General features: G+C 53.8%; 8 protein-coding genes and 2 tRNA genes. All 10 read right to left on the bottom strand.

Translation table 11 applies throughout. The annotated features are described in order from the left end of the window. Window positions 1–14 precede the first annotated feature (14 nt). On the bottom strand, window positions 15–593 hold the full coding sequence (locus tag WG929_RS07325; RefSeq protein ID WP_416205517.1) for a tRNA-uridine aminocarboxypropyltransferase: 579 nt from the start codon (window positions 591–593) through the stop codon (window positions 15–17). Then, the gene (gene uvrA, locus WG929_RS07330; protein ID WP_416205518.1) at window positions 593–3,439 is read right to left on the bottom strand and encodes an excinuclease ABC subunit UvrA; all 2,847 of its coding nucleotides are present in this window, start codon (window positions 3,437–3,439) and stop codon (window positions 593–595) included. Before uvrA ends, WG929_RS07325 begins: the two co-directional genes overlap by 1 nt. A gap of 312 nt (window positions 3,440–3,751) precedes the next feature. Continuing rightward, on the bottom strand, window positions 3,752–7,042 hold the full coding sequence (locus tag WG929_RS07335; RefSeq protein ID WP_416205519.1) for a type I restriction endonuclease subunit R: 3,291 nt from the start codon (window positions 7,040–7,042) through the stop codon (window positions 3,752–3,754). Between the two features lie 60 nt (window positions 7,043–7,102). After that, window positions 7,103–7,450: a virulence RhuM family protein gene (locus tag WG929_RS07340; RefSeq protein ID WP_416205520.1), complete on the bottom strand. Its 348-nt coding sequence runs from the start codon at window positions 7,448–7,450 to the stop codon at window positions 7,103–7,105. 189 nt (window positions 7,451–7,639) lie between these two features. Next, window positions 7,640–9,025, bottom strand: coding sequence for a restriction endonuclease subunit S (locus tag WG929_RS07345; RefSeq protein ID WP_416205521.1), 1,386 nt, complete (start codon window positions 9,023–9,025; stop codon window positions 7,640–7,642). 99 nt (window positions 9,026–9,124) lie between these two features. After that, on the bottom strand, window positions 9,125–9,436 hold the full coding sequence (locus WG929_RS07350; RefSeq protein ID WP_416205522.1) for a nucleotidyltransferase family protein: 312 nt from the start codon (window positions 9,434–9,436) through the stop codon (window positions 9,125–9,127). After that, window positions 9,429–9,848, bottom strand: a complete 420-nt coding sequence (locus tag WG929_RS07355) for a nucleotidyltransferase substrate binding protein (protein ID WP_416205523.1) — start codon at window positions 9,846–9,848, stop codon at window positions 9,429–9,431. Before WG929_RS07355 ends, WG929_RS07350 begins: the two co-directional genes overlap by 8 nt. Then, entirely contained in the window at window positions 9,845–11,530 is a 1,686-nt protein-coding gene (locus WG929_RS07360; protein WP_416205524.1) for a type I restriction-modification system subunit M, read from the bottom strand. Before WG929_RS07360 ends, WG929_RS07355 begins: the two co-directional genes overlap by 4 nt. 298 nt (window positions 11,531–11,828) lie before the next feature. Further along, window positions 11,829–11,905 (bottom strand) — tRNA-Met (locus WG929_RS07365). A 44-nt stretch (window positions 11,906–11,949) separates the two neighbouring features. Further along, window positions 11,950–12,026, bottom strand: a tRNA-Met gene (locus WG929_RS07370). Window positions 12,027–12,088 lie beyond the last annotated feature (62 nt).

A 12,088-nucleotide genomic window follows, 5' to 3' on the forward strand; every position in this document is an offset into this window, starting at 1 on the left:
CAGTCAGCCTGGGTTCACTTCACCTGACGGGCCTGGCTCTGTAACTGCAACTCAACCAACCGGTCGAGCACCCCCGCGACCGCATCAAACTCCGACGAGGCCGCCAGCCGGTTCAGTCCGGCCACCGCCGCTTCCAGCGTGGACAAGCCATCAGGACGAGGCGATTTGCGAATCGGACGGTAACGACTGAGTTCGGCTGGCGTGAGTTGTAGATGGGGCAATTCTTTCAACCAGGGATTCAGCAACAACAAGCGTCGCACCTTGCGCCAGGTGCCGTCCAGTATCAGCAGCTGCTGACACTGACGCGCCTGTTCGACCGGACACTCGGGCTTGTGCTCCAACGGGAACAGCAAGACGGTGTTCTGACGCCAGCCTGGCCCCAGCAACTTGACTGGATCGTATTGATCCGCCACCACCAGACGACTGTTAGTGATGCTTTTATGCAACAGTGGTGCGGTGGATAAACGGTGACGCGCCTCATCCGGATCCTGCCAGATCACCAGCTCCAGCGGTGCCAACGTGTGCACCAGCGCGTCACACAAACACACACTGGCAGGACGGTCGCACTGGTGACAAATTATCCGACCCGACATCAGCGCTGCCGCTGTTTCGCCACTTCCAGCAACGGCTTGAGGAAGCGGCCGGTATAGGACTGCTCAGCTGCCGCAATCGCTTCTGGAGTACCTTCAGCAATAATATAACCGCCCTTGGAACCGCCCTCTGGCCCGAGGTCGACTACCCAGTCAGCGGTTTTGATCACATCCAGGTTATGTTCAATCACCACCACAGTATTGCCGTGGTCGCGTAACCGGTGCAGCACCTCCAACAACTGTTCAATATCATGAAAATGCAACCCGGTCGTTGGCTCGTCCAGTATGTACAGGGTTTTGCCGGTATCCCGCTTCGACAGCTCTTTCGCCAGCTTGACCCGCTGTGCTTCACCACCTGACAGCGTCGTCGCCGCTTGTCCCAAACGAATGTAACTCAGCCCGACGTCCATCAGGGTTTGCAGCTTGCGCGCCACCGCCGGAATCGGATCAAAAAATTCGCGGGCATCTTCAACCGTCATATCCAGCACTTCGTGGATGTTTTTGCCCTTGTAGCGAATATCCAGGGTTTCGCGGTTATAGCGTTTGCTATGGCAAATATCGCAAGGCACATAAATATCTGCCAGGAAGTGCATCTCCACCTTGATGACGCCATCACCCTGACAGGCCTCACAACGCCCGCCCTTGACGTTAAAGGAAAAACGTCCGGCCTTGTAACCACGGGAACGGGCTTCCTGAGTGCCCGCAAACAACTCACGGACTGGAGTAAAAATGCCAGTATAAGTCGCGGGATTGGAGCGCGGTGTACGACCAATCGGACTCTGGTCAATATCCACCACCTTGTCGAGCAGCCCCATGCCATGCACGCTGTCGTGCTCAGAGGCTTTCAGCGTCGTTGCGCCATTTAAAGCCGTGGCTGCCAGCGGATACAGGGTGCGGTTGATCAACGTCGATTTACCCGACCCCGACACCCCGGTCACACAGGTCATCAGCCCCAACGGAATAGTCAGGTCGACGTTATTGAGGTTGTTACCCCGTGCGCCCTTGAGTTTCAGCTCCTTGCCCTTTGGATATGGCGTGCGGATATCGGGCACCTGGATGGCACGGACACCGGACAGATATTCCCCCGTCACCGAGTTCGGATCCGCAGCCACCTGCTCTGGTGTGCCCTGGGCAATAACCTGTCCGCCATGCACACCGGCACCAGGACCAATATCAATCAGGTAATCGGCACTGCGAATCGCATCTTCGTCATGCTCCACCACCAACACGGTATTACCCAGATCGCGCAAATGAAACAACGTCTGCAGCAAACGGTCGTTATCACGTTGGTGCAAACCAATGGACGGTTCATCCAGGATATACAATACGCCAACCAAGCCAGCGCCAATCTGCGAAGCCAGGCGAATACGCTGGGATTCCCCCCCGGACAAGGTATCGGAACTGCGATTGAGGGTCAGATACTCCAGCCCGACGTTGACCAGAAAACTGAGGCGTTCACGAATTTCCTTGAGAATTTTTTCCGCAATTTCGCCTTTATTGCCCGCCAGCGCCAGGCTGGTGAAATAAGCGTGGGCATCCTCGATCGACATACTGGTGCAGGCATGAATATTTTTATCTTCAATAAACACATTGCGTGCTTCCTGCCGCAAGCGCGAACCGGCACACGCCGGACAAGGCTGCACACTCAGGTATTTGGCCAGCTCCTCACGTACCGTTTGTGACTCGGTTTCGTGATAACGACGATCCAGATTGGGCAGCACCCCTTCAAACGGATGCTGCTTGCGAATCTGCTCACCGCGCGAGTTCACATAAACAAAACCGATCTCTTCATCACCACTGCCGTACAGCAGTTGCTCCTGTGCCTGAACACTCAACGTCGAAAATGGTACATCCAGCTGGAAACCATAATGCTCAGCCACCGCACATAACATCTGAAAGTAATAAACACTGCGGCGATCCCAACCCCGAATGGCACCCTCTCCAATCGACAAACTCGCATCGGCAATCACCCGATCCGGATCAAAAAACTGCTTGACCCCCAGACCATCACACGTGGTACAGGCACCGGCCGGGTTATTAAACGAAAACAGCCGAGGCTCCAGTTCAGACAGGCTGTAACCACAATGAGGACAAGAAAATTGTGACGAAAACAACAGGGGTGCCGCGTCATCGTCATCCATCGATGCCACCAGCGCCAGACCACCGCTCAGCTCCAGGCAGGTTTCGATGGACTCAGACAAACGCTGCTCAAGACCAGGCTTGACCTTGAAACGATCGACCACCACTTCAATGCTGTGCTTGCGTCGTTTATCGAGATCCGGCGTATCATCCAGATCGTAGATACGGCCATCAATACGTACCCGCACATAGCCCTGAGCGCGCAAGCTATCGAAGATATGCGCATGTTCTCCCTTGCGGTCACGCACCACTGGCGCGAGGATCATCTGCTTGCTGTCTTCCTCCAGCGTCAGAATGCCATCAACCATCTGACTGACCGTTTGCGCCTCCAGGGCAACGCCATGATCCGGGCAACGCGGCGTGCCCACCCGAGCGAACAACAAGCGTAAATAATCGTAGATTTCAGTGACAGTCCCCACCGTGGAACGGGGATTGTGCGAGGTGGATTTTTGCTCAATGGAAATCGCCGGCGACAAGCCCTCGATCAGGTCAACGTCGGGCTTTTCCATCACACTCAGAAACTGGCGTGCATAGGTAGACAGGGATTCGACGTAACGACGCTGGCCTTCCGCATAAAGGGTATCGAATGCCAAAGAGGACTTGCCCGATCCACTCAGGCCAGTGATCACCACCAACTTGTCGCGGGGAATATCCAGATCGATGTTTTTGAGGTTGTGAGTGCGTGCACCCCTGACCAGAATCTTGTCCATGCAGCTCTACACCAAGGCAAAAGCGCTATTGTAATAGAACCCGTGTCCAGATACAGGATTGATCTGCTTATTGCACAACAACAGAGTATCCATTCAGTGGCACCTGTCAGACCAAGTGGTTGCTGACCCCCGCTGGCACCCAAAAAGACCGACGTTTGACTTAGCAATATAAATACACCATGACACCGAGAGTGTGCCGGTTGCCGGGGATCCACGGTGAAACCACTACTGCTATGCAACCACTGCTATGCAACCACTGCTACAGCTACTACTACCATGTGAATCAGGTTTACAAGCTCGCTTCCCACTTGGCTATAGCGACTCCTTCCGGTACTTCTTGAAGTTCTCGGCTTGCTCGAATATTTCTTTGTACACCTCGTCCTTGTCTACAGGCGGATAGCCGTGTTTGGCCAGTAGCAGAATCAAACCCACTTTGAGTTCGGCTTTAATGTCTTCTCGCTGATCCCAGTCGGTGAATTGGGCTTTGTCATCAACCAGTTGTTTTACCGCTTGAGCCAACGTTAACAGTTTGTCTTCCGGGTAGGTGAAGTCGTATTTGATCGCGAGTTTTTTGAGGATGTCGTAGAAGGCTTTTTCTTCCAGATCAATGCCCAGATCAGCAAACGATTCTTTCTCTTTTTTCAGCGCCTGCAGCAGATCAACGATCTGGTCGGAGAAGTCTTCCAGCACGTCGCTCACCAGCACACTGTCTTCATTCCGTTCGTTGTAGTTTTCCACCAACTGGCGGAATTTCTCGCTGAAGTTCAGGCCCTGGGTTTTGTTGACCTTTTTGAAGTCTTCAATGGCGCGGGCCAGCAGTTGCTGCAGCAGCTTGATACGGGTGTTAGGCAGTTTGATCTTTTCGATCTTGGCCAGGTAATCGTCATCGAAGATGTCGACTTCGCCACCCTGGTTTTCGCCCATTTTGAAGATTTCTTCGACGCCGTCGGCTTTTAACGCTTCGGCAATCATCTCGCGCACGCGGGCGTTCATCTTCGCGGTGTCCGGGGCGTTCCCCCGAGTGAGTTTGAACACAATCGAGCGCACCGCCAGATAGAAGTGGATCCAGTCACGTTCATCCTGGTTGATGGATTCCGAGCCACTGCAAATATCAAACGCCGCTTTCAGGCGTTTCACCAGTGCCATAAAACGCTTTTCGATCTTGTCGGTGATCTGCACAAACTCAGCGGCCATATTCAGGCAGTTAAGCTGCTCCAGCGGGCTGCCGCTGAAGTACGGCGTGGTGTCGAACTTGTGGAAAATCTTGCCCAGCAGGTCGAGGTGGTCTTTCACCACAATCACCGACTGCTGTATTTCTTCGATGTTCTGCTGGTCGGCCTTGTTGTAGTGCGCCAACGCCAAGTTCATCTGCTTTTTGATGCCGATGTAATCCACCACCAGGCCTTTCTCTTTGCCTTCAAACTTGCGGTTCACCCGCGAGATGGTCTGGATCAGGTTGTGGCGCTGGATTGGTTTGTCGATGTAGATGGTATCGAGGAACGGCACGTCGAAGCCGGTCAGCCACATATCCACCACAATGGCAATTTTGAAATTGGATTCCGCCTTTTTGAACTGGCGACTGAGCATCTCGCGATACTCCTTGGTGCCGAGCATTTCATAAAGCGCTGCCGGGTCATCCTTGCCACGAGTCATGATCATCTTGATCCGTTCCATCGGTTTGATGTCCTGTTTTTCCTTCTCCGACAGCTTGTCGTTCTCTTCAGCAATCAGCATTTCGTTCCATTGCGGGCGCAGGTCGGTCACTTCCTGCCAGAAGCGGTAGGCAATCTCGCGGCTGCTGCACACAAACATGGCTTTACCCTTCAGGGTTGCGCCTTCTTCGATGCGTTGTTCATAGTGGTGAACAAAGTCTTTGGCCAGCGCCTGGATGCGGTCGGGGTCGCCGAGAATGACGTTCATATGGGCGCTGGCTTTTTTGCTTTCCTCGATGGCGTAGTCGGAGCTGCCTTCGTCGGCGCACTCCTTGTAGTACGCCTCGATCTCTTGCAGCTTGTTGTTGTCCAGCACCACCTTGGCGGCGCGGCCCTCGTAGACGATGCGCACAGTGATCTCGTCTTTCACCGACTCGGTCATGGTGTAGCTGTCGATCACGTCACCGAACACATCCAGCGTGGCGTCGATTGGCGTACCGGTAAAGCCGACAAAGGTGGCATTGGGCAACGAGTCGTGCAGGTATTTGGCAAAGCCATACGTGCGTTTTACGCCCTGCTCCGTCACTCGTATTTTCTGCTCCAGATTCACCTGGCTGCGGTGGGCTTCGTCGGAAATACAGATCACATTGCTGCGCTCAGTCAGCAGCTCGATGTCTTCGCTGAACTTGTGAATGGTGGTCAGGAACACACCGCCGCTGTTACGGCCCTTGAGCTTTTCGCGCAGGTCGGCGCGGCTTTCCACACTCACCACGGTGTTGTCGCCGATGTACTGCTTGGCGTTCACAAACTGCCCCGACAACTGATCATCCAGATCGGTGCGGTCGGTAATCAGCACAATGGTCGGGCTTTCGAACTCGACGCTTTTCATCAGCAGCCGGGTTAAAAACAGCATGGTGTAGCTTTTGCCGCAGCCGGTGGCACCAAAGTAGGTGCCGCCCTTGCCGTCGCCCCCACGAATACCACCCTGACCATCCGGCACTTTGCGATGCGCCAGAATGTTTTGGTACAGCTTGTTGGCGGCGTAAAACTGCGGATAACGGCAGATGATCTTGTCTTCGCGCTTCGACACATCCGGAAAATAAATAAAGTGGCGAATCACCTCGCGCAGGCGGGTTTTGTCGAACAACCCCTGCATCATGGTGTGCAGGGCGTTGATGCCGTCCTGCTCGATGGTCTCGTTGCCGCTGACCTTGCGCCAGGTGTAGAAAAACTCATACGGCGCAAACAGCGAGCCCATGCGCGAGTTAACGCCATCACTGATCACACATACGGCGTTGTACTTCATCAGCTCGGGAATATCGCGGGCGTAACGGCTAGTGAGCTGTACGTAGGCATCGTGAATGGTCGCTTCCAGGCGAATCGCGCTTTTGAACTCGAACACCACCAATGGCAGACCATTGATATACACAATGGCATCGGGGATACGCAGCTCCTTGCCCTCGATCTCCAGCTGGTTCACGACTTTATAAATATTGCCGTCGCCGTAACCGGCAGCGGAATCCGCCACCGCTGCCAACTCATAACGGTTTTCGCCGTCTTCAGGGATACGCTGTTCTGGCAGGCGGGAAGAGCCTTCAGCGGGCGACTTATCGCCAGAAGGTGAAGGAGTGATCAGCTGCACATACAGATCTTTCTTCGAGCGATCTTCCCGCTTCAGCAAAAAACCGTCTGAAACCAGCTTGTGAATACTGCGGTTGGAATCGTATAAATCCGCAGAGGGCAAACGTTCCAGCCGGTTGATCACCGAGTCGATTTCCGCGCCAGTAATGCCATCAGCGGCGTAACGCTTGCCCAGATATGCCCGAAAATCCTCCTTGATCAGCACCTCGGATTGACTGCGGATTAACGTGCCGCCCGGCACATAGGGGAAACCCTGCTGCCCGAGTAAGTCGATAATGGCCTGTTCCAGTCTGGCTTCAGTAAAGCTCATCCCTGATTCCTTTTGGTTAAGCGCCCTGCCGTATCCGGGCGCACATTTGATACGTTGAAATCACGTTATCACGACATTGCGCGGATGCAACGCCTGCCAAACCTGATAGCGCCGTTTATTGGTGCGCAGTGCGCACCCTACTGGCTTAACATCGTACAGCTTGCCGTCTGCGGCAGTTGTCCGGAAATTCCGGACAACTGAATCGGCCATCAGCTCGCCCTCATCGAAAAGGTTGACCAAATGTTCGCTGATGGTCTTTTTAGAACGGTCATACAGTTGAGCAATCAGGGCTTGAGACAGCCAAATCGTGTTGTCTTCAAAACGGCACTCCACCCGCGTAGAGCCATCCTCTGTGGTGTAGAGAATAAACTCACCGCGTCCTTGCTCGTCCAGCTCCGAATCACTCATGAATCTGTGTCCTCTTGTGTTTATCAGACGGTAGGTCGGATAAGCCTGCGCCATCCGACACGCGGTGTTTCCACAATCGGACGCAAGACTGCGCGTCCCGGCTTCTCCTACATGTAGGAGCAGGCTTGCCTGCGAACTGTCGCACCAGTGTTTTTCAACAGGTGCGACAGTTGCCCGACCCACAGACGGTTAATTCACCTTATCTAACGCTTGCTCTGCCTCCGGGATGGATAACTGGCCGGAGAGCAGTTTGGGGAGCAGAGAGTCGCGGAGGTTGGCGAGTGAGTTGATACCCTGTGTATTCAACTCGATCTTTTTGTCCAGACCACCTGAGATACGATCAAAACAACTTACTAATTGCTCTGGAACTGTCAGCACTGGTAACGCCTTAAAGCCTTGCTGGTTGATACTGCCAAATACAGTTCCTTCACCCTCATAAACTTTAAAATGCTCTCTAAGCTGAGCCATAGAGTAATAGGTATATGAACAGGAACCTGATAGATGTCTAACAGCAGCAACTCCGCGACCGATACAACATTCTTCTGAAGCCATATTCACATCACCAACAGGCGCACGCACACTCACCAAAGTATCTGCTTTTTTGGCCAACCTTTTTGGCTCAGAACAATAGATACGGTTGGACGGGTATCTGAAGCCAAAATCAGCCCTACCCTGAAAGAACGGTAACCCATCTCCGTTTTCGTTATAGGTATGGCCAGGGGGGGACTGTCCCATCGTCACGTCAAATTCTGCACCGACACAACTAGACTCCCACCCTTCCGGCACCCAGCCCATATCTTCGGTCAAGACAAAGCGGTCGGGGAAGAGCTGTTGAATGTCCTGCGGCAGGCGGGCGGCGGTGGTTGCCGTGTTGGCACTGAGCAAAGCGCTGCGGCGGTCGGCGCGGGCTTGCAGCTCGTCGGGGATTTCACTTCCGGCGGCGAGGGCGTTGTCGATCACCGGGTCAAAATCCACAAACCAGCTTTTAAATAACGCCTGCGCCATCGACTCCAGCGTGGTATTGATCTGGCGGTTAAGGGCGATTTTGTTGTCGATGACTTCTAAATTATCTGCAATCGCTTTTTGAATAGGTAAAGGCGGCAACGACAGTGGGATCAGGCGAATAATCTTTTCATTCAAAGACGCCATCGTAGTACCAGCGGCATGTTGTACCATCCACTGTTTGTGTGCCGTAGTCAGGAATGAATAAGCAATAAACCTGCTATCACAGCAATCTGGCAAGCGCAGACGAATTCCATCTGAACCGAGAAACCAACCGTCCTCTTCACTACGAACTCTGGCCGAACGCTCTACAGCTCCTTTTCGACCAAAAACAATATCTCCGGTTTCCAGAAGGTACTCAGGCATGCGAGCTGTCACGTCAACATCCACCTTCGGCGTTCGTTCATGCAAAGTGAGACGACCAAGTTGCACTTCACCAACAGAGATAACAGGAACGCCGACTTCAGAATATTCAGAAGCTTTTAACTTCGTTCCAAATGGCCCTGTTTTAATTTCCCCACCGTGTTCTTCGAGGAAATCACCAACGCTGGTTTGAACCCACTCACTCCCCATAACCCAGCCCCTTCAGGTTTTGTTTAATCACGGCATCCAGCGCTTGCGCTTCGGCCATCTGCTGAAACAGGGTTTGTGCAATCATTTCTGCGGTTATCCTCATTTCCCGACCTCCACCAATACTTCATAGGCCTGCTGGATATTCTGCTGAAAGCGTTGCGGCAGTTGCGGCCAGTAAAACACCTGGGTAATCAGCGGCAGGTTGGAGTCTTGCAGCGCTTGCTGAAAGTCGAGGGTGGCGCTGGCGGCGTCCTGTTCGTTTTGCGGGAACACCACCATGTCGACATCGCTGCTTTCGTGGGCAGTGCCTTTTACCCGGCTGCCAAACAGCCAGAGCTGGCTGCCGCTCGGTAAATGTTCGCGGGCCAGTTGTTCAATCAGCTGGCGATCTTGTGGGCGTAAATCAATCATGGGAGTGCTGGCTGATCACCTGTTGCAGACGGCTGGCGTCGGTAATGAATTGAGGCAGTAACACCAGGGTTTTCTGGGCGAAGTTAACGCCGTAATCGTGGGCGGTGTTGTTGCGGTTATCGCGGTATTGCAGCCAGCGTTCGGTTTCTTCCAGGCTGATCAGGCCGTGATGGGCTGCGTGGCGGAAGATGTCTTTAAAGGTCAGTTTGTCGGCTTCACGGGCGCTGTGTTTGTAGGCGCGCAGGCATTTTTTCAGCAACTTGCCGGACTGCTCCAGAATGATTTCGAACTCTTTGACACAGGCAGACCGGTACAGCTCGTATTCGATACTGTCGGGTTCGGCTTTTTGCAGCAGGGCACAGGCTTGCTCCAGCGTTTTAATACAGCGCAGGTAAAACTCGGTATCGATCATGGTGCCTCCTGAGCGTTAGGGCCAAAACCCAGATTAACCAGATTCTGTTTGATGGTGCTGTCCAGCGTCTGCGCTTCTGCCATCTGCTGGAACAGGGTTTGGGTCAGTTGCTGCATTTTTTCTTCAAACAGTTCGCCGTCGTCTTCCACTTCCGCCGCACCGACGTAACGGCCCGGTGTTAAGACGTAGTCGTTGGCTTTGATGTCGTCGAGGGTGGCGCTTTTACAGAATCCCGCCAGGTCTTCATAGCCGTTTTCTGCCTCACCTGAACCTTCCGGGCTGACGGGTTCACCGCGCCACGCATGATAGGTGCGGGCAATTCTGGCGATATCGCTCTCTTCACCGCCAGAGGTCAGTTCCTTATGGGTGCGGTCGACCATGCTGCCCATGTTGCGGGCGTCGATAAACAGGGTTTCTCCTTCGCGGTTGCGGTGTTGCTTGCGGCCGTCGCTGAAGGTCTGAGCTTTTTTGTTTTTGGTTAAAAACCACAGACACACCGGAATCTGGGTGGTGTAGAACAGTTGGCCCGGCAGGGCGATCATGCAGTCGACCAGGTCGTTGTTGATCATCTGTTGGCGAATCTGGCCTTCGCCCTTGGTGTTGGTGCTCATGGAGCCGTTGGCCAGTACAAAGCCCGCGACGCCATTGTCGCTGAGCTTGCTGATCATGTGCAAAATCCAGCCGTAGTTGGCGTTGCCGGTGGGCGGAGTGTCGTAACCGGCCCAGCGCGGGTCGTCGGTGAGTTCGTCGGGGCCGCGCCATTCCTTCAGGTTAAACGGCGGGTTGGCGATGATAAAGTCGGCTTTTAAATCCGGGTGCTGGTCTTTAAAGAAGGTGTCGGCAGGCACGTCGCCGAGGTTGGCGCTGATGCCACGAATCGCCAGGTTCATCTTGGCCAGCTTGTAGGTGGTGCTGGTTTGTTCCTGACCGTAGATAGAGATGTTTTTTTTGTTGCCCTGATGGCTTTCAACAAATTTGATCGACTGTACAAACATGCCGCCGGAGCCGCAGCAGGGGTCATAGATTTTGCCATGATACGGCTCGATCATTTCGGCCAGCAGGTTAACCACGCATTTGGGGGTGTAAAACTCGCCGCCGCCTTTGCCTTCAGTGGCGGCGAAGTTGCCGAGGAAGTATTCGTAAACGCGACCGACGATGTCTTCTTCGCTGGCGGCTTTTTGAGCTGCGCTGTCGGCACTGTCTTCACCATCAGCCCCCACGGCCTGAACAATAGTGTCGATATTGTTGATGCCGTCGATCAGCGCCGCCAGCTTGCTGACGTCGAGGCCAAGGCGCGAGAAGTAGTTATCCGGCAGCGCACCGCGCAGGGATGGGTTGTTTTTCTCGATGATGTACAGGGCGGTGTCGATTTTTACCGCGATGTCGTCCTGCTTGGCGTGTTGGGCGATGTACTCCCAGCGGCTGTTTTCCGGCAGGTAGAAGGTGTTGGTCATGGTGTAAAACTCCACCATGTTGACATAGTCGCCCTGTCCTTCGTTTATCAGTTGCTGCTTGCGCTGATTGAATTTATCGCTGATGAATTTGAGGAAGATCAGCGACAGCACCACGTGTTTGTATTCTGACGATTCAACGCTACCGCGCAGTTTGTCGGCGGTGGCCCAGAGCGTTTGTTCAAAGGATTGGGTTTTCGAGGCGTCTTTTTTAGCGGGCTTGCGGGCCATGAAGGCGATTCCTTGGGCTGCACAGAGAAGCGGCATGAACCAGCACCATTCACTTCCCTGCATGGGGTTGCTGTCTATTCTGCCCCCAACCAGTGGGGGTTGTCTCGCAGTGGAGGTTGTCTCGCAGGGTAATAATCGTTCAAACCCGGATGCTCACCGAAAAACAGCGGTGGGGATTAAAATCATTCAGCTTGGCGTACGTTTTTTGATTCAGAGCCAGAGGTATTTACGTTGAGGCGACGAGAACGAGCGAATTTCAGGCACAAAAAAACCAGCACTTGGCTGGTTTAATTGGAAATGGTTGCGGGAGCAGGATTCGAACCTACGACCTTCGGGTTATGAGCCCGACGAGCTACCAGACTGCTCCATCCCGCGACATCATCTTGCTTCTCTGACCTAAACCGCACTACGTTGGAAATTGGTTGCGGGAGCAGGATTCGAACCTACGACCTTCGGGTTATGAGCCCGACGAGCTACCAGACTGCTCCATCCCGCGTCAGAGGTTGCATATACTACGGACGACACCTTCGACTGTCAAGTCACGTTCACAAATAAAGC

The organism is Oceanobacter antarcticus (genome assembly GCF_044962685.1).
Classification (GTDB): domain Bacteria; phylum Pseudomonadota; class Gammaproteobacteria; order Pseudomonadales; family Oceanobacteraceae; genus Oceanobacter; species Oceanobacter antarcticus.

What these genes read in the sequence shown, in the direction of transcription:
- WG929_RS07325 (WP_416205517.1), bottom strand. Translation starts at nt 593, where the DNA reads ATGTCGGGTCGGATAATTTGTCACCAGTGCGACCGTCCTGCCAGTGTG.
- uvrA (WP_416205518.1), bottom strand. Translation starts at nt 3,439, where the DNA reads ATGGACAAGATTCTGGTCAGGGGTGCACGCACTCACAACCTCAAAAAC.
- WG929_RS07335 (WP_416205519.1), bottom strand. Translation starts at nt 7,042, where the DNA reads ATGAGCTTTACTGAAGCCAGACTGGAACAGGCCATTATCGACTTACTC.
- WG929_RS07340 (WP_416205520.1), bottom strand. Translation starts at nt 7,450, where the DNA reads ATGAGTGATTCGGAGCTGGACGAGCAAGGACGCGGTGAGTTTATTCTC.
- WG929_RS07345 (WP_416205521.1), bottom strand. Translation starts at nt 9,025, where the DNA reads ATGGGGAGTGAGTGGGTTCAAACCAGCGTTGGTGATTTCCTCGAAGAA.
- WG929_RS07350 (WP_416205522.1), bottom strand. Translation starts at nt 9,436, where the DNA reads ATGATTGATTTACGCCCACAAGATCGCCAGCTGATTGAACAACTGGCC.
- WG929_RS07355 (WP_416205523.1), bottom strand. Translation starts at nt 9,848, where the DNA reads ATGATCGATACCGAGTTTTACCTGCGCTGTATTAAAACGCTGGAGCAA.
- WG929_RS07360 (WP_416205524.1), bottom strand. Translation starts at nt 11,530, where the DNA reads ATGGCCCGCAAGCCCGCTAAAAAAGACGCCTCGAAAACCCAATCCTTT.